The following is a 26,180-nucleotide window of genomic DNA, read 5'->3' as shown; positions in this document are numbered from 1 at the left end:
CGCCGGTGTGGCTACGAACGTTCGATGGTTTTTAGAAGCCGATCTTGCTCCGCAGGATCCATCGCGCTGAAGGCGCGGATCATGCGTGCAAGGCGATCGGAATCGGCATAGAGATAGGCGAGTGGAACCCCAAGCGCTTTGGCGAGGCGCTGTGCGGTGGCCTTGTCCGGTGCGTGGACGTCGAGCTCATAACGATTGACGCGAGTGCTGGCCACAAACGGATCCAAACCGGCGAGGAGGCCCAGTTCCCGCTGGGAAAGGCCGGCATCCAGGCGCGCCTCCTTCAAGCGTTTGCTGAAGACGGATGTCGGTTCACCTGCGCGAAGCATCGAAATCTCGTGGAAGAGGACTCCTACGAGATTCGTTGCTTTGCCGTGTCATCGATACTACGATATTCGTAGTTTTTCCGATAGCCTCGCACTTGGTCACCGTACCGACCGATGGGAAGCCGGACCCATGCCCCTGCAACTGGTGTTCGAAGATCAGTGGTCCATCCCCGTGCCGATGGACGATCGGCTCGAGGAAGCACTTGGGGTGCAGCGTGAGCGGGCCTGTCGCGACGAGTTCGACCTCGCATTCGTCGAGCGCCTATCAGAATGTTTTGCGAACTCGCTCGCGGCGTGCCTTGATACCGACCTGCAGCTACCGACCGACAGCCAGGTGAAGTACGCCATGGACATCGCTCGCGAACTGGGTGTGTCGTTACCTGCCGATGCGCTACGTTTCCGCGGTGCGGCGCACGAGTTCATCGACCGCTTCGAGGATGCATTCCGCACCAGCCGCGAACGACGCCGACGCGTGACGAGCCCCGCCGGTGGGTAACTTCGCCCGGATGATCCGCCAAAACGGCGTCAAACAAATCGTAGGGTGCCGACCACACGCATCACCACGGATCAGTTGAGCATGACCCTACCTTACGAACGCACTTGGGCTGTCGTCGAAACGCGGCGTTTTCTGACAGAAGTGCTGGCCAGTCGACGCGTTCCTGTCGCCGTTCGCGAGCAGGCGCGCACGCTGCTGCGCCACTATCCAAGCCCGAGCGATGTATTCCATGCGGGGTGGCAAGCGCTTGCCGATCCCCACCTAATCCTGGAGCCAGTCTTTGACATGAGCATAGACGGATCGCCTTCGCCCAACTGGCCAACGCCACGAGTGCCTCGCACCGTGAAATGACCGCATGAACAAATGTGTGACAGCCCGCGTGTAGCGGCACGTTTTTTCAGCCGTATTCCCCGCTGCCCATGGAATCGATCTAGCAAATGACCAAGATGACGACCGCCCATGCCCAAGGTAGCCGGATCACCACTGGACGCGTTGTTTGAAGCCGCGAGGGCTGCTTCGAACCCCGCAGATATCATGGATGCCGAGCAGGCCTTCTATAAGGCACTGATGGAGGCCACGGTGTATGCGCACGTGCCTACCGAACCCGCGCCACCCGATCGCATCCGGTTCGTTCAGTTCATCAGGCCCGACAACGGACAGACGGTATTGCCGTTTTTCAGTGATCGGGAACAGGCGGAGGTGGTGGCTGCCGCGGGCAAGGTGATGATCGTGGCCATGGCGGGGCGGCGACTCTTTGAGCTGACTCGCGGCGCAACCCTGATACTCAACCCTAACCGGGATCAGCTGACGTTCTATCCGCCCGAGATCGGCGCTCTCCTGGAAGGCCGCCCGCTTGGCGCCTTTTCTAAAGAAACGCTGGGGGCGAATGAGCAGGTCGGAGTGTGTCTACCATCCGTGCCGACGGATGCCTTGGTGCTGGCGCTCCGCGCTCTCTACGAGCGTGAGCCCTCCGTGCGAGCCGGCTATCTGGTGGAGGCCCACCGTGGGCCGGACGATTCGGACGTTTTCTTGCTGCTGACCTTGGTGGTGACGAAAGGGAACACCGAGCGGATAGTGCAGCTCACCACGCTGGAGCTGAGCTCCGTGTCACCACCGTTGGCGCTTCCCATCACGATGATGTGCGTTCTTCCCGATGAGCCGTTGCCCGAGCTATGCCGTCACGGCATCCAGTTCTACGGAACCTGAGGCGCCAGGGCCGTCGCTCACCGCCGACATCCTGAGACGTCGGCAGCGTCTCGAAGCTGGTGTTCAGTCACGATCCCATGGTCATCGGTGATTAGGGGCCGCTATCGGAGGTAGAGTATCGGTGCTTCCACCGGCAATGGTGTAGTACATTTGTACGCTTGGAGATGGCATTCCTCCGCCCTCGGCGTTCCGGGGGGAACCGCCATTGTGGCCGATGATGCCTGCTCGTTTCCGGATGACCGGCTTGCCGTCTTCCGGGTGAAGGAGTCAGGCGTGTGGACAATGCCACGGCCCATTGCTGGCCATCGTTTGCCAGTATTTTGTATCCGGGGCCGGTAGCGGCCTCGCCGGTATTCGATCAGGCGGCGCCCTCATATTTCCGGGACTTGCACCTCGACCGAATCGTCGAGGCGGCAACGGCCAACCATGGCGGCGAAGACCTTGCACCCTTCTTCTACACGCCGCTGCGGGATCCGGACGCGGTTGCCTACCGCCAGGAAGTGATGCGGGATCTCGAGGACGGTCAGCTGTTGGAGGCTGTCCAGGCTTTCGGCCGGCGGATGCAGGCGATGCGCGATCAGCTTGCCGGCATCGACAAGCTGTACTGCAAATCGGGGAAGGAGCGCCGATTCCTTGAGGCCGTCGTCATCTACTGCGATGCGGTCGGACGTCTCGCCCAGGCCTTGCAGATCACTTGCCCGCCCGAGTCGCGGGGCATGTGCGCGCTGCGCGAATACGTCGAGTCGTATGTCGCGTCGCCAGCGTTCACCCAACTCGCATTGGATGCTCGTGCACTCGTCGTCAGCTTGGCCAATATCAGCTATTGCCTGCGCATCAAGGGCAACAGCGTCACGGTGAGGTTGTACAACGGCGAAGCCGACTACAGCCGCGTCGTGGCGGGGATCTTCGAGAAATTCCGGCGCAGCGAAGGCAAGGATTACCGCGCGCGCTTCGGCCACCGCGCCACCCTCAACCAGGTGGAGGAGCAGATACTCGACAGGGTGGCGTTGCTGTTTCCGGAGCAGTTCCGTGCGCTGGAAACCTATTGTGCCAGGCACGCCGATTTCCTGGACGAGCGCATCGTCCGCTTCGATCGCGAAGTCTCGTTCTACGTGGCGTGGCTTTCGTACATCAGGCGTTTCCGCGCTGCCGGGCTGGACTTCTGCTACCCGGAACTTTTCGCGGCGTCGAAGGAGGTCGAGGCCGATAGCGCCTTCGATCTCGTCCTGGCCGGGAAACTTCTGGACGAGGGCAGGCTGGTCGTCCGCAACGGTTTTGCGCTGCGCGATCCGGAGCGCTTGCTGGTGGTGTCCGGCCCGAACCAGGGCGGCAAGACCACCTTCGCGCGGATGTTCGGCCAGTTGCACTACCTGGCCAGCCTGGGATGCCCGGTGCCGGGCCGCAAGGCCAGGCTGTTCCTTTTCGATCGCCTGTTCACGCATTTCGAGAAGGAAGAGGACGTGGCCAGCCTGCGCGGCAAGCTCAAGGACGACCTGGTGCGGATACGTACCATCCTCGACCAGGCGACGCCGGACAGCCTCGTCGTCATGAACGAAGTCTTCGCGTCCACCACGGCCAGGGATGCGCTCTACCTGAGCCGCCGGGTGATGGGAACCCTCTCGGCGCTGGACGCGCTGGGCGTGTACGTCACCTTCCTGACGGAATTGTCCATGTTCGACGCGAAGACGGTGAGCATGGTCGGCGCCGTTGATCCCGACGATCCGGCGATCAGAACCTTCCGCATCGAACGCCGGGCCGCCGACGGGCTGGCCTATGCGCAGGCCATCGCGCGCAAGCACCGCGTGACCGGAGAATGGCTGCGGCGGAGGATCCCGTCGTGAAAGCGCGGCTGATGCACCCGGATCGCAATTTCGACCCGCAACGGCTGCTGCCCGACCACGCGCCGGACTTGCAGCGGGATCTCGCGCTGGATGCGTTGGCGCGCGCCATGGCGGCCAACGACGAGTTCGTCTTCGAGGTGGCGCGGAAGGCGCTGCTACTCGGCACGACGCTGGACATCGACACGGTCGTCTACCGGCAGGAAATCGTGCGCGACGCCATCGCCCATCCGCAAGTGGCCCGTCGCTGCTACGTGCTGGTGACCGAAGCCATCGAAGGGAAGCGCAAGAGCCACTGGGCCTTCTCCAGCAACTACCCCTCGTCGATCCTGCACGGCGCCATCGACGTGCTGACGATGTTCGTGGACATCTTGCGCAAGTTGAGGGGTGAAGCTGACACGCAGGGCGCCGGTTTCGGATCGAGGGGCTTCCGCGCGCTGTTCGCGATGCTGCAGGCCGAATTCACCGATGACTATCTGGCACAAGTGAGTGCCTGCCTGTCCACGCTGAAACTCGACGGCGGTGTGCAGCTGAGTGCGCAGCTTGGTTCGGGCAACGAAGGCAAGGGCTATACGCTGAGGGAGGTGAAGTACAGCGATTCGCACTGGATGGATCGCCTGTTCAGCAGAAGGACGGCCGCGGGTTACACGTTCCGCATCGCCGACCGCGACGAGGCCGGCGCCAGGGCGCTGTCCGACCTCCGTCATCGCGGCATCAACGACGCTGCCAATGCGCTGGCGCAGTCGATGGATCACATCCTGGCGTTCTTCGAGATGCTGCGCACGGAGTTGGCCTTCCACGTGGGCTGCGTGAACCTGCACGAGCGGCTGGCGGCGCTCGGCGTACCGACGTGCTTCCCGCAGCCGTCACCCACGGGGATGGGGAAGCTGCGCTTCGAGAACCTCTCCGATCCGTGCCTGGCTTTGAGCATGGGTGGCGCCGTGGTGGGCAACGCGCTCGACCTCGGCGGCAAGCGGCTGACCATCGTCACCGGCGCCAACCAGGGCGGCAAGTCGAGCTTCCTGCGCAGCCTTGGGCTCGCCCAGGCGATGATGCAGAGCGGGATGTACGTCGCCGCGTCGTCCTTTGCCGGAGACCTGTGCGCCGGGCTGTTCACGCACTATCGGCGCGAAGAGGATCCGGCTATGCGCGGCGGGCGACTGGACGAGGAGTTGCAACGGCTCAGTGCGATGGTGAACGAGTTGGCTCCCGGCGCCATGATCCTGTTCAACGAATCGTTCGCCTCGACCAACGAACGGGAAGGATCGGAGATCGCCACCGAGACGGCGGGCGCTTTGCGGGATCGCGGCATCAGGGTCTTCTTCGTGACGCACTTGTATGGCTTCGCGCATGGGTTCTTCGCCGAGGGCGCGGAGGACGTGGCCTGCCTGCGCGCGGAGCGCCTGCCCGATGGCCGCCGCAGCTTCCGCATTGTCGTTGGGCCGCCGCTGGAGACCAGCCACGGCGAGGACGTCTACCGGGAGGTGTTCGGCGACCACGCCGCGGCACCGCCGTGAAGCCGCATCAGCGGATGAAGGCGGCGCGTCCGGCAAAACGCGCCCACTCGCCCAGTTCATGCTCGATCCGCAACAGGCGGTTGAACTTGGCGGTGCGCTCGCCGCGGCAGCCTGCTCCGGCCTTGATCTGGCCACAGCCCAGGGCGACTGCCAGATCCGCGATGAAGGTGTCCTCGGTATCGCCGGAACGCTGGGACACGCAGCAGGCGTAGCCGGCGGCCTTGGCCTGCGCTGCGCAGTCCAGGGTTTCGGAGACCGTGCCGATCTGGTTGGGCTTGATCAGGATGGCGTTGGCGACCCTTTCGAGGATTCCGCGCTTGAGGCGGTCGGCATTGGTGCTGAAGATGTCGTCGCCGACCAGTTCGACCTGGTCGCCGATCCGGGAGGACAAGGCCGTCCAGCCGTCCCAGTCGTGCTCGGAAAGCGGATCCTCGAGCATCAGGATCGGGTAGCGCTGCACCCAGTCTTCCCACAACGCGATCATGGCGGCGCTGCTGCGTTCAATCCCGCTGGACTTGAAGAAGCGGTAGCGACCGCTGCCCCACATCTCGCCGGTGGCCGGATCCAGGGCGAGCGAGACGTCGCTGCCCGGGCGATAGCCGGCGCGGTGGATGGCCTTGAGGATGAATTCCACCGCCTGCTCGTTGCTGCGTAGATCCGGGGCGAAACCGCCTTCGTCGCCGACGCCGGTCGAAAGCCCGTGCTCCCGCAGCAGCGCGCGCAGGGAACCGGACACTTCCTCGCCCATGCGCACGGCTTCCGCGAAACTCGGTGCGTGGTGCGGCACGATCGCAAATTCCTGGAAGTCGAGCGTGTTGTCGGCGTGCCGGCCGCCGTTGATGACGTTGAGGCAGGGCACGGGCAGCAGCGTGGCCTCGTCGCCGCCGAGGTGGCGGTACAGCGGCAGCCTGCGCGAGGCCGCCACTGCACGGGCATGCGCGATCGACACGGCGAGGATGGCGTTGGCGCCCAGGCGGCTCTTGTGTGGCGTGCCGTCCAGCTCGCGCAATCGCCCGTCGAGGGCGCGCTGCTCGCCGGCGTCCGTGCCCACCAGCACGGCGGCCATTTCCCCGCGCACGTTTGCAACGGCCTTGCGCACGCCCTTGCCGCCGTAGCGGCGTGGGTCGCCGTCCCGCAATTCGGCGGCTTCGTGCATGCCGGTGGATGCGCCGGAAGGAACCAGTGCCTGCCCCTCGGAACCGTCCTCCAACTGCAAGCAAACCTCCACGGTGGGGTTGCCACGGGAGTCGAGGACTTCGAGGGCGTCCAATCGGCTGATGCGCATGAGGTGGATTCCTGGAACTGGCCACGATGTGTGGCGTTGATCGCGACGACGCTTGTGCGGTGCGATCGTGGCGGCATTCGCCGGGCGGCGTGGGTTCCGCATCGGCTATTGACGCCGCCGTGGCGAACTGCTCGACTATGCTCGATGTCGGGAGATGGCATGCCTCCCTGAACCGCCGCAAGGCTGATGATGCCTACCATCCCGGATCCCGGGTGGTGGCAGCGCGAACCACCCATCGATCCGGATTTCGATTCCGGCTGGTGGTGACGTGCGCCCAAGAACTCTCCGTTTTCCTTTCTGGCTTGTGATCCGCGTGCGGTCGCGTTTTGCCGCGCGCCTTCATGCGCAGCGGGCGACGGCGCATCCCGGCTGTGGAAACCCGTTTGCCATGTCGGCGAACCGCGTCCTCGGGAGGCACCATGCAAGGCTATTCGCTTCGTTTCTACATGCACGAGAACCAGAAGCACCGTGGTGAGCTGCTGTACGAGTGGCTGCTCGAGCAGGCGAAGAAGGCGAAGATCCACGGCGGTTCGGTGTTCAAGGCGGTCGCCGGCTACGGCAGGCACGGCGTGTTGCACGAACAGCACTTCTTCGAGCTGGCTGGCGACATGACGGTGCTTGCGGAGTTCATCGTCAGCGCTGACGAGGCCGCCACGTTGCTCGACATCGTCCACCAGGACGGCGCGCCGTTGTTCTGGGCGAAATTCTCCGCGGAGTTCGGCATCGTCGAGAACAGGTGAGGGCATGCCGTGTCACCGCCGGATACGCGTGGAACGGGCCAGCAGCCGCAGGCAGGCCCACGGCGCGAGCCACAGCGTGTGCGAGGGCAGGTCGGCGCTCGATAGGCTGGCTTGGCGAGCGTCGATCAGTGCGGCCAGTATGGTGAAAGCCTTGTGCCTGATCCGACGATCGCGGTCACCGAGGCGCTCTGCCAGCCAGCGTTGACGGGCGGGCAGCGGATACCGCAGCAGGCAGGCCGTGGCCGCCAGCCTGACCTGGGCGACGGGGTGGCCGAGCATGCTCTCCAGCCATGGCGCGTCAAGCCAATGCCAGCGGAAGAGGGCTTCGGCCAGATCGTCGGGTGGAACGCCGCGCACGATCCGGCGCAACTTTTCGGTAGCGCCGCCTGCCTGGGCAAGGATGATGTCGAGCAGGATCCGCCGGGCGGTCGGATTGGGATACCGGGTGTTGTCGTAGACGTCCGCTTCCTCGTCCGCCCGCAAGGCGCGCACCAGCGGTTCGATGGGCAGGTTCGGGACGCTGCGCAGGCGTTCGCGACAGGCCATGGCCAGCCGTTCGTCGGTGCCGAGTGCGCCGTGGGCAAGTGCTTCGGCGACGGCATCCGCGTCCGTTGGCGCCGCGCCATCCATGACCAGCGCCGTGGCAGCGCGAACGGGTACGCATGGGTGTCGGAGCGCTTGCTGGCATATCTCTACTGGAGGCCGTTCCGCGATGGCTTGTAGCCAGAGAAAGGCGCGGATCAATGCCAGACGCACATGCGGCGTGTCGGCATCTCCGTACAGCCACGCCGCGATGGCGGTCAAGACACTGGATGCGCTTTCAGGCAGCAGTCCATGCAGGGCTTCGGCCGCCGCATCTTCCAGCACGTCGTCGGCGAGCAACCGTGCCACCGACGGGGCCAGCGCATGCAGCCGGAGCCTGCCGGCGGCACGCAAGGCCGAGGGTAGGCGTTCGCAGCACACGCCAAAGGCCAGGTCGTCGGAGGCGGCTGCGCCGAGTTGTGCGGCCAGGCCGGCCACGGCGGCGTCCTTGACGCGATATTCCGATTCGGCGAGCGCGGGAGGCAGGCCGCGCAGCGGGTGGTCGCGCAGCACGCGACGCAGGCGTTCGACCACGTCCGGGTGGTGCAGTCGCGCGAGCATGCGCACGGCGAGTTCGCGTGGCTGCGAAACGAGCTGCGGCCCGCGATCGAGGTAGGCGGACAACGGGCCGACGGCGGCATGGCCGAGGGCGACGATGCCTTCGACCGCGCGTTCCGGTGCGGCCAGGTCGTCGATCCAGGCCGCGACCTGTGCGTCCAGTGCAGAGGTATGCCCGGATGTCATCACTGGGCGACTCCTTGCCGGCTGCCATCTTCCAGCAGCGCGTCGAGGCGGTGCAGGTCGGCTTCCAGCGCCGCGCGGTCGTCCGCGGAGGGCAGGGTGGACGCATCCTCGAATGATTCCATCGCGTGGCGCCGCAGTTGCCGCACGGCCTGGTCGAGCCAGTGGCCGAGTTCGGTGGCATAGGCGTCGAAGCCGCGTTGCAGTTCCGCGCCCCAGTGCCGTTGCAGTTGCCGCCGCAACGCTGCCCGGCGCCACGGCAGCAGGGCTGCGCCGGTGGACACCGAGGCCTCCGTCAACGCCGGGGCGAACGGCGGGACACCGCGCAGGGTCTGCGGCGCGGCGGGATGGTGGATGCGCGCGGCGATACCGCGTAGCTCGCCCAGGATGTCGCGGACTACCGCATCGGCGAGGCCGGCGGCACGGCCAGCGAGGCTGCCGGCATCCAGGGTGATGTCGGCGGGCGTCTGCGCCACGGTTTCCTCGACGACCACGGGCGAGCCGCGTTCGGCCAGGTCTCGTACCAGCCCGTGCAGGCGCCGGCCGGTATCGTCGAGGCTTGCCAGTGTGCTGCCGTGATCCCGTGCTTCGTCGGCGGCCGCCGGTGTCGCGGCGGGCAGTTCGGCCAGCGCCTGTCGTAACGTGGTTCGCACGCGGGTGGCCAGTTCGGCGATGCGATGGCGGTGGCGTTCCGCGGCCTTTTCGGCAGCCTGTTCCAGCTTCGGTCGCAGCACGCCGTCGCGCCAGGCCGCGAGTTCGCCGCGGTGGCCGTCCTGCACGCTGAGCGCGGCCACTTGCACGGGCGATTGCAGGGTTTCGGCCAGTGCCTGATCAATGTAGCGGCGCTGTTGGGCCAGCGCTTCCGCGGCAATGGTATCGGCCTTGGTCAGCACTACCAGCCAGTCGGCGCCGCCGTCGCGCAACGCGCGCAGCAGGTCGAGATCCTGCGGCATCAGTGTGGCGGCGGCGTCGATGGCGACGATGCCGAGGTCGCAGCGCGGCAAGTAGTCCAGCGCATGCGCCGAGGCGCTGGCGTGCAGCGAACCGAGGCCGGGCGTGTCGGTGAGCACGATGCCATGTTCGAGGATGGATGCGGGGAAACTCACGTCCACCTCGCGCAGCCGGCGCCGGTTGCCGGGGTTGCCCGTCTCGTCGATGTAGTCGTGCAGTTCACCGGGTGCGATGGCCTGCTCGCGGCCGTCGATATCCAGTGCGCGCACCTCCACCGTGTCGCCGTGGCGCAGCCGGGTCACCACCGAGGTGACCGGTACCGCACCCACCGGCAGCAGCGGCTGGCCGAGCAGGGCGTTGACCAGCGAGGACTTGCCGCTGCTGACCCGGCCGAGCAGGGCCACCTCCACGCGGTCGCCGCGTTCGCGCGCGAGCAGCGCCTCGATGCGGCTGCGGTATTCGAGCAGCCAGCGGTTTTCCACGATGCCGGCCAGTACGTCCAGCAGGGCGTCGCCGCTGCCGTCCGCGGGCAGGCGCAGCGGTTCGCGGCGCAGTTCGCCAGCCATCGCGTCCAGCAGCACGCCCAGTTCGGCGGCCAGCGCGCGGCAGGCCTGCTCGTCGTCCGCGTCCAGCGGGCCGTAGCCGCGCACGTAGCGCGGGCGCAGCTCGTAGGCGGCGTTGCGCACCATCGCCAGGCGCGCCTCGTAGCCGCGGGCGACCTCGATCACCGAGTCGCCGGGATAGGCGATGCGCCAGGTGTCCATGAAGCGCCGCATCGCCGCGCGCAGGCGCGCCTGGTGGGCGTGCAGCGCGTCGATGCGTTCCTGCACCGGAAAGTCGCGGTAGCGGGGAAACAAGGCGTCGGATTCGCCGCCGTGCAACAAGTTCACCGCTTCCTGCACTTCGTGCTCGACGTGGCGCAGCAGGTTCTGCAGGTAGCGGCGATGGTTGTCGGTGAACATGCCGCGTCGTCAGGCCAATCCCAGCGCCAGGATCAGTATCAGCAGCACGCCCACCATGCCCAGATAGACGTTCATATGGCCGGACTGCAGCGGCCCCAGCGCGCGTGCCAGGCGCCGCACGAAGCGCGTGGGCGCGCGGAAGATCGCCGCCTCGAACAGCGGGGAAACGCTGGCGTCGTGGGTCAGGCGCTGCATGAAATACGCATGCCCCTCGCGCTTGACCTCGTCGGCCGGCCGGTAGACGAAGCTGTAGAAGGTGCGCATCGCGTTGGAGAAGCTCAGCGCGGTGGTGCGCCCGTGTGCTGGTCGCGGCAGGCCGCCATACCACGCCGGCGCATGCCGCAGGCGGTGGCGTGTCCGCGAGATGGTCAGCAGGGCCAGCGGCAGCAGGGCCAGCAGCGGGCAGACGATCACCAGCAGCGTCGGCGAGATGAAGGCGAAGGTATCGGTCAGCGGGATCAGGATCAGTCCGTCGTGCAGCGGCGCCGCCGGCAGGCCGGCAAAGCGTGCATGCACGGCGCCGTCCACCGCGCCCAGCCACCACGGCATGCCCACGGCCAGCGCCAGCACGCCCAGGCCCAGCAGCCCGCTGGCCAGTGCGTGGCCCAGGCCGACGCCGGTGCCCGCGCTTTCGCGCCTCCCGTCGCCGAGTATCCCCAGGCCGCACACCTTGACGAAGGTGGCGAAGGCGATCGCGGCGGTGAGCGCCATGCCCGCGCCCGCCAGCGACAGCGTCAGCCGCCCCGGCATGCCGGCCAGGTGGAAACCCTGGAACAGCGTCTGGAAGGTGAACCACTCGCTGACGAAGCCGGCCTGTGGCGGCATCGCCGCCAGGCTCATGGCCGCGAACACCACGCCGACGCCGAGCAGCCAGGGGCTGCGCCGCAGCAGTCCGCGTTGCGCCAGATCGTAGTTGCCGTTGGCGTGCCAGGCACCGTCGGCGGCCAGCATCAATGCGCCTTTTGCCAGTGCATGACCGGCCAAGTGCAGCAGTGCCACGGCAAAGGCGAGCGCCGCCAGCGGAAGCAGGCCCTCGCCGCGGAACAACTGGCTGGCGCCCAGCATGGTGACCGCGATGGCCGCGTTCTCGGCACTGGAGAAGGACAGCAGCCGGCGCCAGTCGTCCTGTTGGAAGGCATACAGCACGGTGAGGATGGCGCTGAACACGCCGACGGCGACCGTGATCACCGATAGCAGCACGTCGCCCGGCAACCATGTCACGAAGGCCCGCGCCAGCGCGAAGAAGGCGGCGTTGAGCACGACGCCCGACAGCAACGCCCCGCTGGCGCCGCTGCCCTGGCCGTAGGCATCGGGATACCACTCGTAGAACGGCAGCAATCCCAGCTTGGCGCCGAAGCCGATCAGCAGCAGCACGCCCACCGTCACCCGGCGCCAGCCGGCGAAGCCCGCGCCGGCGCCGGCGAAGTCCGCGAAGTCGAGGCTGCCGGCGCCGTGCGAGAGCATCAGCATGGCCGCCAGCAGCGCCACGGCGCCCACTTCGAGCAAGCCCAGCATGAACAGCAGGCCGCGGCCATCGCGCGTGGCCCCCAGGCGTTCGCCGATCAGCAGCACCGCGCCGCCGAGGCTCATCACTTCCCACGACACCAGGAAGCTGGCCGCATCCTGCAAACCGAAACAGCCCAGGGCGCCCAGCAGGCAGAACGCCGCGCCGGCGCTCCAGCTGCGCCAGCGCGGCGAGGGCGTGCCCAGCGCGGTGGCGAAGAACGCGGCCAGCGCGCCGAACAGCAGCAGCCACGAAGCATCCGGCTCCAGCACGAAGCGCAGGCGGCCGGCCACGCCCCACGGCACCAGCAGCACCGGCATGCTCGTGCCCGACGCCAACTGCCACATCGTGGCCAGGATCACCAGCAGAACGCCGAGCGCCAACGCGACACGCGCCGCCACGCGTCCGCGGCCGGCACAGGCCAGCAGCAACGCCAGCAACCACAGCAGGGCGGCGATCGGCGGAAGCAGTTCAGGGCGCATGGACGCGCCCTCCGTGGATGCGTTGCGGCTTGCGTTCGAGCAACAGCAGCAGCGCGTCGATGATCGCGGCGGGATTGGGCGGGCAGCCCGGCAGCCACACGTCCACCGGCAGCACGCCTTCGAGGCCGTGGCCGCTGGCGTAGGTATCCGCGCTCACGCCGCCGCACACGGCGCAGGTGCCGCAGGCGAGCACGCGGCGCGGTTCGGGCATCGCTTCCCAGGTGGCCTGCAGCGGCTCGCGCATCGCCGCGGTCACCATGCCGGTGACCAGCAGCAGGTCGGCGGCGCGCGGCGAGGGCGTGAAGAAGATGCCCAGCCGGTGCAGGTTGTAGAACGGGTTGCCCAGCGCCTGCAGTTCCGACTCGCAGCCGTTGCAGGAGCCGGCATCGACGTGGCGGATGTGCAGGCTGCCGCGGAAGCTGGATTCGATGCGCGAGGCCAGCGCCTGCGCGGGCGGCGTATCGGTATCCAGCGACCAGCGCAGATCCGCGCGCTCGCGCACGCCGAAGGCCCACTCGTGGCCGCTCTGCAGGGTGCCGGCAGGGCAGGCTTCCACGCACAGCTGGCAGGCGATGCAGCGGCCGTAGTCGAGTTCAGCGAGGTGGCCACGCGTGTCGAGCCGGATCGCTTTCGTCGGGCACGCCTCGGCGCAGGCGCGGCAGTCGTCGAGGCATTGCTCGGCGCCGATGCGCGGCATGCCGTAGCCGCCCTGCTGGCCGTCGTCGCCCCCGCTGCCGTCCGGCCAGCGCGTGGTGGCGATGCCCTGGGCCAGTCCTCGCAATGTCCACAACGGCATGGGAATCTCCTAGCGGTCGCAGCCGGCGATGCTGAGGCCGAAGCTGGCCTCGTTGATGGCGAAATCCATCATGTTGGTGCGATGTACCGTAAACGGGAACACACGCCAGTTGGAGAACGAGGGCGACTTGATCTTCACCCGCGCCAGCTTGCCGTCGGCGCCGACGTGCACCGCGTAGAACAGCGAGCCGCGCGGCGACTCGGCCCAGCCCAAACCCTCCACGCCAGGCGCGGGCCGGCACTCGGCGCGGATCGGGCCGTCGACCAGCGTCGGCACGAAAGCGTCGAGCAACTGGAAGCTGGCGCGCAGCTCGGCGGCGCGCACCTTCGCGCGCGCATAGGCGTCGCCTTCCTCGGCCAGCGGCACGTCCGGCGCATGCCACGCGTAGGCCGCGTAGGGATGATCGCGGCGCAGGTCGCGGTCGAGCCCCGAGGCGCGTTCCACCGGGCCGGTGGCGCCCTGGTCGAACGCCACCTGGCGCGACAGCACGCCCGTGGTGATCAGACGATCGAGGTAGCTGGTGGTGCGTTCGAGCTGCTTGAGGTAACTGTTCGTCTGCTCGCGCAGCAGGTACATCGTGTGGAGGAAATCGCGCGGCAGTTCGATGTCGCGGCGCAGGCCGCCGGGCGTGACCAGATTGCGCAGGAAGCGGCTGCCGGTGAGGCGGGCGTTCAACTGCTTGACGCGTTCGGCCAGCAGCACGCCTTCGGCATGGCCGACCTTGAGCGTGGTGGCGTCGGCAAGGTGACCGAAGTAGTAGAGGTGGTTGTACAGCCGTTCCAGTTCGGCCAGCACGGCGCGCAACTGCTGCGCACGCTTGGGCACCTCGCAGCCGGCGGCGTCTTCCACCGCCTGGCAATAGGCCAGCGCATGGGCCACGCTGCCGATGCCTGACACCCGTTCGGCCAGCGTGGCGCCGCTTCGCGGATCGTGTCCCTCGAAGGCGCGCTCCATGCCGCGATGCTTGAAGAACAGCCGCGGCTGGTAGTGCAGGATCGCCTCGCCGACATAGAAGAACAGGTGCTGCGCGGATTCGACCACGCCGGCCCGCACCGGGCCGGAGCTGAGCAGTTGCACGTCGCTGCCGTGGATGCCGGGCACGTGGCCGGGCGCGCTCAGGCAGGCCTGCATGCCGTGGGCATTCACCAGCGGCGAAGCTTCCGTCCAACCGCCCGCGACCAGCGGATGCGGCATCGGCAGGCCGTCGAAACGCAGGCCGTATAGATCCTGGATCTCGCGTTCGTACCAGCTGAGCAGCGGCGCCTGCGTGGCCAAGCTGGGCAGGGTCGCGTCCACCGCATCGCAGCACCAGAGCTGGAAGGGCTGGCGGGCTCCGGGCGAAGCCAGATAGCGCACCTGTACCCGATCCGGTTGCGGAAACCACGCATACGCCATCTGCATGCGTCCGCCGTCGGCGAGCAGTTGCTCGACCTTGCCGGCCAGGGCCGATGGGCGCACGTCGATTTTTTCCGTCGTGCCGTTCATGGCATCGCTCCCAGGGCGGCGGCGATGTGCTGGTACAGCACCGTCCATGCCGACGGCCACCACACGCCGAGAACCAACAGCGGTGCCAGCGCCAGCGCCATCGGCCAGGTGCGCCACGCGTTGCCGGAGGCCTCGGCCGGCACGGACGGCAGCGGCGGCGACTCCAGGTACATCGCCCGGAAATGGTTGAGGAAGGCGACGAAGATCACGATCAGCAGCACCAGCATCACGATCACCGCCCACAGGTTAGGCCCGGCCCAGCCCGCGCGCAGGATCGCGAACTCGCTGAGGAACAGGCCGAACGGCGGCGCGCCGGTGATCGCCACCGCGCCGCACAGCCACAGCCAGCCGGACACCGGGAACGCCGCGAGCACGCCGCGGATGTCGCGGATGCGCTTGCTGCCGTAGCGGTGCATCGCGTTGCCCGCGCCGAAGAACAGCAGCGGCTTGCACAGCGAATGGTTGAGCATGTGGTACAGCGCGCCGGCGATGCCCAGCGGGCCGCCGAAGCCGAAACCCAGCGCGAGCACGCCCATGTGCTCGATGCTGGAATAGGCCATCAGCCGCTTGATCTGCTTCTGCCGCACGATGAACAGCGCGCCCACCAGCAGCGACAGCACGCCCAGCACCACCAGCGCGGTGTGCGGCAGTGCGCCCTGGCCAGCGGCGTCGGTGGCGGCGAGGAAGCGCACGATGCCGAGCATCGCGGTGTTGAGCAGCGCGCCCGAGAGCATCGCCGACACCGGCGCCGGGCCTTCGCTGTGCGCGTCGGGCAGCCAGGTGTGCATCGGCGCCAGGCCGACCTTGGTGCCGTAGCCGATCAGGGTGAGCAGGAAACCGAGCTTGAGCAGCACCGGCGGCATCTTCGGCGCCACCTGCACCAGCGACTCCCAGGTAAGGTTGTAGGTTTCGCCCAGCACGAAGCTGCCACCCCAGTAGAGCAGGGTGGTGCCGAGCAGGGCCAGGCTGATGCCGGCCGACACCACGATGATGTATTTCCATGCCGCTTCCATGCTCTCCGCGCTGCGCTCGAAGCCGACCAGGAAGGTGCTGACCAGGGTGGTCAGTTCGATCGCGATCCAATACACGCCGATGCTGTTGACCAGCGGCGCGAACAGCATGGTCAGCGCGAAGCCGGCGTGCAGCGCATAGAACGCGGGCAGGCGGCGGTCGCCCGCCTCGTCGTGGCGCATGTAGCCGATCGCGTAGATCGAGGAGAGCAGGTAGACCACGGCCACGCACAGCACTACCCACGCGCCCAGCGGGTCAAGCAGCAGGTAGCCATGCAGCATCTCCCGCGGCACGTCGATGGCGAACGGCAGCGGCAGCGCGACCACCAGCACGACCAGGCTGGCCAGCAGGTTGAGGTATTCCGAGGCGCGCGGACGACGCACGGCCAGGCCGATCACGATGGGCAACAGCGGCGCCAGCAGCAGGATGGCGATACGCGATTCCATGCTCACCCCGTCAACCGGTTCAGTTCGCGGCTGCTGGTGCTGCCGATGTTGGCCAGCAGGTAGCGCACCAGTACGCCGAAGCAGGCTACCGCCACCAAAAGGTCGAACAGCAGCACCAGCTCGATCATCAGCGGCATGCCCGGTACCAGGATCTGGCTGCCAAGGAAGATGCCGTTCTCCAGTACAAGCAGGCCGAGGATGTGGCTGATCGCCTCGTGCCTGAGCGTGAGCATCTGGAAGCCGATCAGCTTCATCGAGAACATCACGGTGAGCGCCAGCACCACCACGTTGGAGTTCAGGCCCAGGGCCGACGCGATGTGCTCGGCCACCAGGAAAGCGAAGATCACCAATGCCGCACCCACGATCAGGCTGCTCGACGGGCTGACGATCTCGTGCAGCTCGCGCTGTGCGGGAAGCTGGCGCAGGATGCGCAGGATCAGCCACGGCAGCACCAACCCGCGGAACAGCACGGTGAGCGCGCCCACCGCGTACAGCTCATGGTAGCCGCCGTAGTAGCCGATCAGCGCAGAGAGGATGCCGATCAGCCACGACTGCACGCCGAAGGCCAGCATGTAGTCCTTCAGCCAGCGCGAGCCCAGCATCACGAAGGCCAGCAGCAGGCTGCCGATCACCAGCAGGCTGAACACGGCGGCGGCGAGCGGGGAGAGATGGGCGGCGAGCATGGCGGTCACCGGATCTGGTTGGCCACGATGGCCAGGATGGCGAGCATGAAGGCGGCGGCCAGCGGCTCCTGGTAGCGGTAGAAGCGCAGCCGCGACTGCGCCGTCTCCACCAGGATCACGGCGCAGGCCACAATGCCGAACTTGGCCAGGATGCCGAGTACCGAACCACCGATGCCGACCGCGGTGCCCTGGTGCGAGAGTCCCCACGGCAGCAGCAGCACCTCGCAGAAGATGTTGTAGAGGATGAACTGCTTCATCATCGACGCCCACTTCAGCAGCGCCAGCAGCGGGCCGGAGTATTCGAGGATGCGCGCCTCCTCGATCATGTAAACCTCGATGTGCGTGCTGGAGTGGATCGGCAGGCGATCCGTCTCGGCCAGCAGCAGCACGAAGAACGCGGCCACCAGGAACAGGTGCGTCGGCCCCAGGTACACCTCCGGGTGCGCCACCAGCAGGTGGTTCACCACGAACGGCAACATCGAGTGCGCCATCAGCGTGATGCCGACGAACACCAGGATCAGCGTGGGCTCGGCAAGGATGGTGATCATCACCGTGCGGCTGGCGCCCATGCCGCCATAGGCGCTGCCGGTGTCCAGCGCCGCGAGGTTCACGAAGAACGTGCCCACGGTGAGGATCAGGCCGCCGCCGAGGATGTCGCCCATGTCCGACAGCGGCAGCGGGTAGTCGGTCAGCACGGGAATCAGGATCGGCACCGTGAGCATCGCGGTGAACGACACGATCGGCGCCGTCCAGAAGATCCAACTCGCCGTGTCGGGAACCACCAACTGCTTGCGGAACAGCTTGCGCAGGTCACGGTACGGTTGCAGCAACGACGGGCCGCGCGCGCGCTGCACACGCTCCTCGTAGCGGTGGATGAAGCCCTGCAACAGCGGGGACAGCAACAGCACCGCCAGCACCTGGGCGACTTGCGTCGCGATGTCGCGCCACATGGCGGCGCAGCCTCAGTAGTGCCGCCGACGGAATGCCGTGATGCGTTGGGTTCGGACGAGCCGGGCGGGCCGGCGCAGGCCGGCAGCCGCCACGGCGCCGGAGAGTACGAGCAGGGACGACAGGACGATACAGGTCATGACGAAGCTCCAGAGCTGAAAAGCTGGATCGATCACTAGCCTGTAGGTGTCATCAGCCCTGAGGGCAGTCGAAGGCGGACACCATCGCCCCATCGGAATCGAAATTAGCACGAATGCTCGCACGCAAGGAATCCTCGCGCGTCGGGAGTGGGGTCTTTGTGAAGGGCGGTGTTTGAAGCCATGGCCCGTGGTCGGGGTTCTTGCCGGCCATGGGCGCCCCCGATATTCTCGAACCAGGGAGATGGCATTCCTCCCGGAACAGAAGTAACCGCCGCAAGGCTAATGATGCCTACCAAACGCGCGAATACGCGCGCGCCCCGGTAGGCTTCGCCCGGCGAATCCCACTTAGGCACGCCTGTGTTTCGCGCATGGAGACAACTTCGCGCGGAGTGCATTCATGCCTACTTGCTACTGGATCACGGTCGACGTACCTGTGCTGCTCCGCCATGGCCTTCTGTTTGAAGGATCACGGCCATGAGTCTGGATCGTTTTCGCCTGCGCGCCGAGCGCCTGCTGGACACGGCCGACGTGCGCCTGGATGGCGTGCGTGCTACCGATCTGGCCATCCATGACGATCGTGTGTTCGCGCGTGCCTTCGCTCACGGCACGCTGGGTTTCGGCGAGTCCTACATGGACGGTGACTGGGATGCCGAGGATGTGCCTGGTCTGTTGAGGCGGCTGCTCGCGGCTCGGCTTGACGAGCAACTGCACAATGCCGAGACGCTGCTGCTTTGGATGCGCGCACGTTTCCTCAATCTGCAGCGTGGACAGCGCGCCTACACCATTGGCCGCCGTCATTACGACCTTGGAAACGACCTCTTTGCAGCCATGCTGGGCCGAAGGCTCGTATATAGCTGCGGTTACTGGGCATCGGCCGAGGATCTCGACACGGCGCAGCAAGCCAAGCTGGATCTGATTTGCCGCAAGCTCCAACTGCGCCCCGGCATGCGCGTGCTCGACATTGGCTGCGGCTGGGGTGAAGCGCTGAAATATGCCGCCGAGCATTACGGCGTGAGCGGTGTTGGCATCACCGTTTCCGGGCAGCAGGCGGACTACGCGCGCAAGCTCTGTGCAGGCCTGCCTATCGAGATCCGGCTGCAGGACTATCGCGACCTTCACGAGCAGTTCGACGCCGTGTTCTCCATAGGCATGTTCGAGCATGTGGGCGCACGCAACTACGGCCACTACTTCGATGTCGTGCGTCGTTGCCTCGCGCCGGATGGGTTGTCGCTATTGCACACCATCGGTACCAACCAGGTGCCGGATCGACCCGATCCGTGGATCGAGCGCTACATCTTCCCCAACTCGCAGGTACCGGCGATGAGCCAGATCGCCAGAGCGCTGGAAACGAAATTCGTCGTCGAGGACTGGCACAACTTCGGTGCCGACTACGAGCGCACCCTGCTTGCGTGGCTCGCCAACTTCGATACCGCATGGCCCAGCCTCGCCGCGCAGTACGACGAGCGATTCCGGCGCATGTGGCGGTTCTACCTCGCTGCTTCAGCGGCCTCTTTCCACACCCGCCGCGACCAGCTCTGGCAAATCACCTTGTCGCCGCAGGGTGTTTGCGGAGGCTATCGCGTACCGCGTTGAGGCCGATATGTCTTGACACCCTAGCGTGCGTCCCAGATGATCCAAACCAAGGGAGATGGCATTCCTCCCGGGCCGTGCCCAATCGCCGCAAGGCTGATGATGCCTATCGAACGCGCCAGTCTCGTGGCGCGGTATTGCGGTAGGCGCTTTTCCTCTCCCGTGATCCCGCGTTTCGACTCCGGCGTCCGATAGACGACGGTACCGGAGTCGAGCCATGCGCTTACCCTGCAAAACGGATGAAACCCCGCAGCACGCGGACTGGGTGCCGCAAACGGCACGTGAACGTAGTGTCTGCCGCGCATCGGGCACGAAGGCCGCCGCGACGTGGCGCGGCGATCGCTGCATGACACGGCTCCCGAGGGAGCCGCTGCCATGACGACACGGATCCTTGCGCTCTACGACCGCTCCCCGCTGGGCGATCTGGCCGTCGAAACGGCCTTCCAGTTTGCCCGTGGCTGCGACGCGGCCGCGCTGGTCGTATTGGCCGTCTCCGGAATTCCGGTGGAGGCCAAGCAGCGCGAAGTGCTGCACGATGATTTGCTGCTGTTCGTCCATCTCGGCCAACGCCTGGGCATCGCCGTGGATGGGGAGGTGATCGATGCACCAAACGCAGAGCGCCTCTCCCTGGAAATGCTGCGCTGGCGAGTGGATCACGCGGTCATCGTCGAACCCGCCGCGAAGGATGGCGAGAGCGCCATGCAGCGCATGCGGGATCTCGATGCCGCGGCGGGCGCAACGGGTGTCACCACGATCGTGGTACGGGAGGAGAGCCCATGACTGCTGGTAGCAATGAAGCCGTGATACTGGCGTTGCGGCCCGGGCACAACACCCTCCAGGCGCGTCGCGCGCTGCGCTTCGTCGTCATGGTCGGCATCGTCAGCCTGTTTGCCGACATGACCTACGAAGGCGCGCGCAGCATCAATGGCCAGTTCCTCGGAGTATTGGGGGCCAGCGGCTTCTGGGTGTCGGCCATCGCCGGCATGGGCGAACTGGCCGGCTACGGGTTGCGCATGTTCACCGGCTGGCTGGCCGACCGCACGGGCCGCTACTGGGCCGTCACCATTGCGGGCTTTGCGGTGAACCTGCTGGCGGTGCCACTGATGGCGCTGGCCGGGCACTGGGAAATCGCCGGTCTGCTGATCATCGGCGAACGTATCGGCAAGGGCATCCGCACGCCGGCACGGGACGCCATGCTGTCGCACGCGGGGCGCAGCCTCGGCAGTGGCTGGGCGTTCGGCCTGCACGAGGCGCTGGATCAGACCGGCGCCACCGTAGGGCCGCTGCTGGTGACGCTGGTGCTGTTCCTGCGCCACGATTACCACACCGCCTACGCGCTGCTGTTGCTGCCCGCGGCCTGTGCGCTGTTCGCCCTGTTGCTGGCGCGCATGGCCTTTCCCACGCCGCGTGACCTGGAGCCGCCGTTGCACGTGCCGGTGGTGAATTCAAACCGGCGTTTCCTGCTCTACCTGGTAGGCACCTCGCTGGTGGCAGCGGGGTTCGCCGACTACTCGCTGATCGCCTTCCATGCCCATGCCACGCATGTGATGGCCGACGTGTGGATCCCGCCGCTTTATGCGCTGGGCATGGTGGCGGCAGCGGTCAGCGCCCTGGCGTTTGGACGCCTGTTCGACCGCTACGGCGTGGTGGCCCTGCTGTTGGCCACCGCATTGTCCGCACTGTTTGCGCCCTGCGTCTTCCTGGGCGGGCCGGTATGGATCGCCGCGGGCGTCGCGCTGTGGGGCGTCGGCGTGGGCGCGCACGAATCGGTGATGCGTGCTGCTGTCTCGCAACTGTTTCCGCCGGATCGGCGCGCCTCGGCCTTTGGCACGTTCAATGCCGTGTTCGGCGTGGCCTGGTTCCTGGGCAGCCTAGCGCTGGGATGGGCCTACGAACACGCACTGTGGGGCGTCGTCGCACTGTCAGTCGCGCTCCAGTTTCTCGGTATGCCCTTGCTGCTCTTCGCACGGGCGCCCAAATCGCCGTTTTCAATTCTCCCGGGGAGAAACACGCCATGACCACGATCCTGTTGATTCGCCACGGCGAAGTGGCCGGCATCACGCCGCCGCGCTTCCGCGGTCGCGAAGATCTGACGCTGACCCCTCGCGGCGTCCGCCAGGCCGAGCTGGTGCGCGACGCCATCGCCGCGCGCTGGGTGCCCAGCGCGGTGTATTGCAGTCCACTCACGCGTTGCGTGCGCACTGCCGACACCATCGCCGGTGCGTTCAGCCTGGACGCGCGCACGCACAGCGGCCTGAACGACATCAACTACGGTGCCTGGCAGGGCATGGCGGTCACCGAGGTGGCGCAGCGCTGGCCCGAGGATTTGCAGCGCTGGCATGGCTCGCCACACACCATGCGAGTGCCCGGCGGCGAGACGCTGCAGGAGGTGCAGGCCCGTGCGGTCGATGCCTTGCAGGCGATCCTGCATGCACACAGCCACGGCACAGTCGTGCTGGTGGCGCACGACAGCGTCAACCGCATCCTGCTGGGCCATGCGCTCGGCCTGTCGCTGGGCGGCTACTGGTCGCTGCCGCAGTCGCCTTGCGCGATCAGCCAAATCACCTTCACCGACGACCGCTTCACCATCCGTTCCATCAACGAAACTCAACACATCAGCGAGTAACCCGGCATGGCCCTCGATCTCGTTTCTCCCGGCCCGGATGTTCCCGATGCGATCCACGCGATCATCGAGATCCCGATGGACGCGGATCCCATCAAGTACGAAGTGGACAAGGAAAGCGGCGCCATCTTCGTCGACCGCGTGCTTTCCACGCCGATGCGCTATCCCTGCAACTACGGCTACATGCCCGGCACACTGTGCGGCGATGGCGATCCGCTCGACGTGCTGATCGTGATGCCGATTCCCTTGATCCCGGGTTCGGTGATCGCCTGTCGGCCGCTCGGCGTGATGGACATGACCGACGAGAACGGCGAGGACACCAAGCTGATCGCCGTGCCGGTCACGCGCACCTTTCCCGGTTACGCGCACTACAAGGCGCTGGCCGACATCCCGGAGACCACCCGCAGTCGCATCCAGCATTTCTTCGAGCACTACAAGGATCTGGAAAAGGGCAAGTGGGTGCGGTTCGAAGGCTGGCGCGACGTGGCAGAGGCGCGCGGGGAAATCATGGCTTGCATCGAGCGCTATCGGGCATACAAGCAGGAAGCGGGCGGCTGAATGCCGCCCGAGTCGCCGCCATCGTTCCCGGCTACTTCGCCGTGCCACTCTGCCGCGACTGCGTGAACACGTCGCGGCCGAACACCGGTACGCCATCCGCTTTCGCATAGCCGAGGTGCGGCAGCCCGAACCACTGCTCGATGCTGCGCAGCGTGGAGTAATGGTTGTAGGGATGATCCGAAACCGTGCCCGGCCGGATGAAGGGTGACAGCATCACCGCGCCGATCCGTCCACCGCCGGGGCCGTACTGGCCCGGCTGCGGGCCGCCCGGCAAACCCTGCTCGCCGCAGCAAGCCTTGGCATCGATGCCTTCGTCGAAGGTGACGATCAGCAGGCCATCCTTGCGGAACGCCGGCGAAGCCGTGATGCGCGGCACCCAGGTGCGCAGGAACTGATCCGCCGAGACCAGGCCGCCCGGCTCACCGTTGCGGCAGGGCGCGTCGTGGCCGTCATGGCACAGATCCGGCGTGATGAAGGCGAAGTTTGGCGTGGTGGTGACCTGCCGCAAGTCATTCGCCATGTCGTCCAGCGGCACCACGTGGGCGCCGCAATAGGCCGGATCGTCGATGATCGAATGGAAGTAGACGAAGGGGTCGTGCTTGTCGGCGTAGCGATCCTTCAGCGATTCGCCGTTGGTGTGGTCGCGGCTGCCGATGGCTGCGTGGCCGCACTGTGCGGCCTCGCGCGCGGGATCGCTGCCCATGCCTTCCATGTAGCCTTTCCACGACAATCCGGCCGCATGCAGCTGGTCGGCCAGCGTCTTGACCTGTGCCGGGAAGACGCAGCCCTGGCCCGCGAGCTGGCCATTGGCGTCGAGCTTGCCGGTAGTGGGGCGGAACTCGACGTAGGTACCGCAGTCCTTCTGGGTGTCCGGGTTGGGCGCCTGCCCACTGATCAGCGAGATGTAGTTGTCCAGGCTGTAATGGCCCGTGGCGTAGTACTGGCTCAGCAAGGCACCCTGTGCGGGCAGCGTGTGCGCGAGATAGGGCGCCAGCGACTTCGCGCCGAAGGTGACGTCGAACGGCTCGTTCTCCAGCACGATCAGGAACACGTGGCGAACCGGCGTTCCGGCTTCGGCATGGCCCGGCTGTGCCGAAGTTGGTGTGCTCAATGCCGACGTCAATGCCAACGACAGCAACGCCATCGTGCTTCGCCACAGGGGGAACGCTCGCGATTTCATGGAAACTCCTGGAGGGGTGTCGTTACGAGGTGGAGCTAGGCGTCGAAGTGGCCGCAACGCGCCGACCCAGCAGAACGTAGGCGAGTGCGGACGAGAGACTTGCGCTGATCGCTGCGCCGATCATGTCCGCAGGCCAATGGACGCCGACGTAGACGCGAGCCCAGGCCATCAGCGCGCCCATCACGAGCAACGCCAGGCTGGTCGCGTAGTGCCTGCCGAGGCCGACGACCAGGGCCATGGTCAATGCCAGGGTCACGTGCGTGCTCGGCATCGAGTTGCTGGCCGCATGCTGCATCCACGCCGGCCCGAAGCCCGCTGCGAATGGTCTGGGATGAAACGCGAAGGCGCTCACCAGCGCTTCAATCCCAAGGGCAAGGGCCAATGCCAGAACCAGCCATGCGGCGGTACGGCGCTCCCGCTGGTGGACAATCTGCCAGCCCGTCAGGACGAACGCGGCATACAACGGCAGTGTCGCCAAGGCGACTGCCAGCACGACCAGCCAATGCGGCGACGATGCCGTGGCGTGGATGCGCAGGAAGGTGGCGATGTTCCAGGCATCCCAGGGCGCGGGTGAAACAGGCATGCGGTTCATGGCCTGAACGCCTTGCATTGCGCACGCTCGGCCGTGACGGCAGCGAACCCGGCCGCTGGCGTGGCTGCTTGCCTGGTGGCCGGCATCCGCGTGTGCGGGAAAAGCCACCCCGTCAGGGGTGGCAATGTTCCTGTCGCCATGGGCGTCGCAAACCCAAGGTGTTTCCAGACACGGGTCACCGGACGAAGGCGCCCCGGCCGGCGAAGCGCGCCCGCGGCCCGAGCTCGTGCTCGATCCGCAGCAGCCGGTTGAACTTGGCGGTGCGCTCGCCGCGGCAGCCCGAGCCGGTCTTGATGTGGCCGCAGCCCAGCGCGACCACCAGGTCGGCGATGAAGGTGTCCTCGGTCTCGCCGGAGCGGTGCGACACGTAGCAGCCGTAGCCGGCGGCCTTCGCTTCCGCGGCGCAGTCCATCGTCTCGGTCACCGTGCCGATCTGGTTAGGCTTGAGCAGGATCGAGTTGGCCACGCCCTCGCGGATCCCCCGGCGCAGCAGGTCGGGATTGGTGCAGAAGATGTCGTCACCGACCAGTTCCACGCGGCCTCCCAGGCGCAGGGTGAGCGCGCTCCAGCCCTCCCAGTCGTATTCCGCCAGCGGGTCTTCCAGCAACACCACCGGGTAGCGCGCGAGCCAGTCCTCCCACAGCGCGGTCATTGCCGCGCTGTCGCACTCGTGCTGGTCGGACTTGAAGAAGCGGTAGCGGCCGTGGTGCCACATCTCGCTGGCGGCGGGGTCGAGTGCCAGCGCCACGTCGTCGCCGGGCTTGTAGCCGGCGGCCTCGATCGCCTTGAGGATCAACTCGACCGCCTGCTCGTTGCTGTGCAGGTTGGGCGCGAAGCCGCCCTCATCGCCCACGCCGGTGGACAGCCCCTGCTCGTGCAGCAACTTCTTGAGCGCATGGAACACCTCTTCGCCCATGCGGATCGATTCCGCGAAGCTGGCTGCGTGGTGCGGCACGATCTTGAACTCCTGGAAATCGACCGTGTTGTCGGCGTGGCGGCCGCCGTTGATCACGTTGAGGCAAGGCACCGGGAGCACTGTGGCTTCGTCGCCGCCGAGATGGCGGTACAGCGGCAGCTTGCGCGAGGCTGCCATTGCGCGGGCGTAGGCGATCGACACGGCGAGGATGGCGTTGGCGCCCAGGCGCGATTTGTTCGGCGTGCCGTCCAGTTCACGCAGACGCTGATCCAGCTCGCGCTGTTCGCCCGCGTCCTTGCCGACCAGGGCCGCGGCGATCTCGCCGCGCACGTGGCCGACCGCCTTCTGCACGCCCTTGCCGCCGTAGCGGTGCGGGTCGCCGTCGCGCAGCTCGGTCGCCTCGTTCGCACCGGTGGAGGCGCCCGACGGGGTGATCGCGCGGCCTTCGGAACCGTCCTCCAGTTGCAGGACGGCCTCGACCGTGGGATTGCCGCGCGAGTCGAGAACCTCGATCGCGTCGATTCGTGTGATCCTCATGAAACGTACTCCGTGCTGGTGGATGGGGAAGGTGGGGGCAGGCCG

The 26,180-nt window shown here is 66.8% G+C and carries 24 protein-coding genes and 5 riboswitches; of the genes, 11 read left to right on the top strand and 13 right to left on the bottom strand.

Annotation, left to right across the window (positions count from 1 at the left end; all coding sequences use genetic code 11):
• Positions 1–11 precede the first annotated feature (11 nt).
• Complete coding sequence (locus tag ASG87_RS14975; RefSeq protein WP_056006868.1) at positions 12–329, bottom strand: helix-turn-helix transcriptional regulator; 318 nt, start codon at positions 327–329, stop codon at positions 12–14.
• Positions 330–456: 127 nt separating this feature from the next.
• On the opposite strand from ASG87_RS14975, the gene ASG87_RS14970 reads away from it, so the two are divergent.
• The 5 genes from ASG87_RS14970 (at position 457) to ASG87_RS14955 (ending at position 5,383) form a co-directional block, all read left to right on the top strand.
• Positions 457–822 (top strand): hypothetical protein, encoded by a 366-nt coding sequence (locus ASG87_RS14970; RefSeq protein ID WP_056006865.1) that lies wholly within the window; start codon positions 457–459, stop codon positions 820–822.
• Positions 823–903: 81 nt separating this feature from the next.
• Complete coding sequence (locus tag ASG87_RS21255) at positions 904–1,173, top strand: BPSL0761 family protein (protein ID WP_082583033.1); 270 nt, start codon at positions 904–906, stop codon at positions 1,171–1,173.
• Positions 1,174–1,281: 108 nt separating this feature from the next.
• Complete coding sequence (locus ASG87_RS14965; protein ID WP_082583015.1) at positions 1,282–2,028, top strand: SseB family protein; 747 nt, start codon at positions 1,282–1,284, stop codon at positions 2,026–2,028.
• Between the two features lie 151 nt (positions 2,029–2,179).
• Positions 2,180–2,259, top strand: a riboswitch (Fluoride riboswitch).
• 44 nt (positions 2,260–2,303) lie between these two features.
• Positions 2,304–3,869: a hypothetical protein gene (locus tag ASG87_RS14960; protein WP_200949127.1), complete on the top strand. Its 1,566-nt coding sequence runs from the start codon at positions 2,304–2,306 to the stop codon at positions 3,867–3,869.
• Positions 3,866–5,383, top strand: a complete 1,518-nt coding sequence (locus ASG87_RS14955; protein WP_056007355.1) for a hypothetical protein — start codon at positions 3,866–3,868, stop codon at positions 5,381–5,383. Before ASG87_RS14960 ends, ASG87_RS14955 begins: the two co-directional genes overlap by 4 nt.
• A gap of 7 nt (positions 5,384–5,390) precedes the next feature.
• On the opposite strand, the gene eno (ASG87_RS14950) is transcribed toward ASG87_RS14955, so the two are convergent.
• Positions 5,391–6,668 (bottom strand): phosphopyruvate hydratase, encoded by a 1,278-nt coding sequence (gene eno, locus ASG87_RS14950; protein ID WP_056006862.1) that lies wholly within the window; start codon positions 6,666–6,668, stop codon positions 5,391–5,393.
• A gap of 141 nt (positions 6,669–6,809) precedes the next feature.
• A riboswitch (Fluoride riboswitch) is annotated at positions 6,810–6,871 on the top strand.
• Positions 6,872–7,087: 216 nt separating this feature from the next.
• Between eno (ASG87_RS14950) and ASG87_RS14945 the strand changes: the two genes are divergently transcribed.
• Entirely contained in the window at positions 7,088–7,408 is a 321-nt protein-coding gene (locus ASG87_RS14945; RefSeq protein WP_056006860.1) for a DUF190 domain-containing protein, read from the top strand.
• A 12-nt stretch (positions 7,409–7,420) separates the two neighbouring features.
• Here ASG87_RS14945 and ASG87_RS14940 read toward each other — a convergent pair whose 3' ends face one another.
• From ASG87_RS14940 to ASG87_RS14905, 8 genes are read right to left on the bottom strand one after another with little or no spacing between them, the layout of a single operon-like run.
• Positions 7,421–8,734, bottom strand: a complete 1,314-nt coding sequence (locus tag ASG87_RS14940; RefSeq protein WP_056006857.1) for a hypothetical protein — start codon at positions 8,732–8,734, stop codon at positions 7,421–7,423.
• Positions 8,734–10,644, bottom strand: coding sequence for a dynamin family protein (locus tag ASG87_RS14935; protein ID WP_056006852.1), 1,911 nt, complete (start codon positions 10,642–10,644; stop codon positions 8,734–8,736). Before ASG87_RS14935 ends, ASG87_RS14940 begins: the two co-directional genes overlap by 1 nt.
• A gap of 9 nt (positions 10,645–10,653) precedes the next feature.
• Positions 10,654–12,630: a proton-conducting transporter membrane subunit gene (locus ASG87_RS14930; protein WP_056006849.1), complete on the bottom strand. Its 1,977-nt coding sequence runs from the start codon at positions 12,628–12,630 to the stop codon at positions 10,654–10,656.
• Entirely contained in the window at positions 12,620–13,426 is an 807-nt protein-coding gene (locus tag ASG87_RS14925; protein WP_056006846.1) for a 4Fe-4S binding protein, read from the bottom strand. Before ASG87_RS14925 ends, ASG87_RS14930 begins: the two co-directional genes overlap by 11 nt.
• Positions 13,427–13,435: 9 nt before the next feature.
• A complete protein-coding gene (locus ASG87_RS14920; protein WP_056006843.1) occupies positions 13,436–14,911 on the bottom strand; it encodes a nickel-dependent hydrogenase large subunit in 1,476 nt (491 codons plus the stop codon).
• The gene (locus ASG87_RS14915; RefSeq protein ID WP_056006840.1) at positions 14,908–16,368 is read right to left on the bottom strand and encodes a proton-conducting transporter membrane subunit; all 1,461 of its coding nucleotides are present in this window, start codon (positions 16,366–16,368) and stop codon (positions 14,908–14,910) included. The genes ASG87_RS14920 and ASG87_RS14915 overlap by 4 nt, the downstream gene beginning before the upstream one ends.
• A 2-nt stretch (positions 16,369–16,370) precedes the next feature.
• Positions 16,371–17,051 (bottom strand): hypothetical protein, encoded by a 681-nt coding sequence (locus tag ASG87_RS14910; protein WP_056007350.1) that lies wholly within the window; start codon positions 17,049–17,051, stop codon positions 16,371–16,373.
• A gap of 5 nt (positions 17,052–17,056) precedes the next feature.
• Positions 17,057–18,001 (bottom strand): NADH-quinone oxidoreductase subunit H, encoded by a 945-nt coding sequence (locus ASG87_RS14905; protein ID WP_056006837.1) that lies wholly within the window; start codon positions 17,999–18,001, stop codon positions 17,057–17,059.
• A gap of 174 nt (positions 18,002–18,175) precedes the next feature.
• Positions 18,176–18,237, bottom strand: a riboswitch (Fluoride riboswitch).
• A 130-nt stretch (positions 18,238–18,367) separates the two neighbouring features.
• Positions 18,368–18,438: riboswitch (Fluoride riboswitch) on the top strand.
• Positions 18,439–18,613: 175 nt separating this feature from the next.
• Here ASG87_RS14905 and cfa point away from each other — a divergent pair.
• From cfa to ppa, 5 genes are all read left to right on the top strand, one after another.
• Complete coding sequence (gene cfa, locus ASG87_RS14895; RefSeq protein ID WP_056006833.1) at positions 18,614–19,732, top strand: cyclopropane fatty acyl phospholipid synthase; 1,119 nt, start codon at positions 18,614–18,616, stop codon at positions 19,730–19,732.
• A gap of 42 nt (positions 19,733–19,774) precedes the next feature.
• Positions 19,775–19,845, top strand: a riboswitch (Fluoride riboswitch).
• 259 nt (positions 19,846–20,104) lie between these two features.
• Complete coding sequence (locus tag ASG87_RS14890; RefSeq protein WP_056006830.1) at positions 20,105–20,509, top strand: hypothetical protein; 405 nt, start codon at positions 20,105–20,107, stop codon at positions 20,507–20,509.
• Positions 20,506–21,747 (top strand): MFS transporter, encoded by a 1,242-nt coding sequence (locus tag ASG87_RS14885; RefSeq protein ID WP_082583014.1) that lies wholly within the window; start codon positions 20,506–20,508, stop codon positions 21,745–21,747. The genes ASG87_RS14890 and ASG87_RS14885 overlap by 4 nt, the downstream gene beginning before the upstream one ends.
• On the top strand, positions 21,744–22,355 hold the full coding sequence (locus ASG87_RS14880; RefSeq protein WP_056006827.1) for a histidine phosphatase family protein: 612 nt from the start codon (positions 21,744–21,746) through the stop codon (positions 22,353–22,355). The genes ASG87_RS14885 and ASG87_RS14880 overlap by 4 nt, the downstream gene beginning before the upstream one ends.
• 6 nt (positions 22,356–22,361) lie before the next feature.
• Entirely contained in the window at positions 22,362–22,910 is a 549-nt protein-coding gene (gene ppa, locus ASG87_RS14875) for an inorganic diphosphatase (protein ID WP_056006824.1), read from the top strand.
• Between the two features lie 31 nt (positions 22,911–22,941).
• On the opposite strand, the gene ASG87_RS14870 is transcribed toward ppa, so the two are convergent.
• From ASG87_RS14870 to eno (ASG87_RS14860), 3 genes are all read right to left on the bottom strand, one after another.
• Positions 22,942–24,090, bottom strand: coding sequence for an alkaline phosphatase family protein (locus ASG87_RS14870; protein ID WP_056006821.1), 1,149 nt, complete (start codon positions 24,088–24,090; stop codon positions 22,942–22,944).
• Between the two features lie 22 nt (positions 24,091–24,112).
• Entirely contained in the window at positions 24,113–24,682 is a 570-nt protein-coding gene (locus ASG87_RS14865) for a phosphatase PAP2 family protein (protein WP_162258379.1), read from the bottom strand.
• A gap of 175 nt (positions 24,683–24,857) precedes the next feature.
• On the bottom strand, positions 24,858–26,135 hold the full coding sequence (eno, locus tag ASG87_RS14860; protein ID WP_056006815.1) for a phosphopyruvate hydratase: 1,278 nt from the start codon (positions 26,133–26,135) through the stop codon (positions 24,858–24,860).
• Positions 26,136–26,180: the final 45 nt, after the last annotated feature.

The sequence above is a fragment of the Frateuria sp. Soil773 genome (assembly GCF_001428405.1).
GTDB lineage: Bacteria > Pseudomonadota > Gammaproteobacteria > Xanthomonadales > Rhodanobacteraceae > LMSL01.
This window is presented reverse-complemented; position numbering and strand designations above follow the sequence as displayed.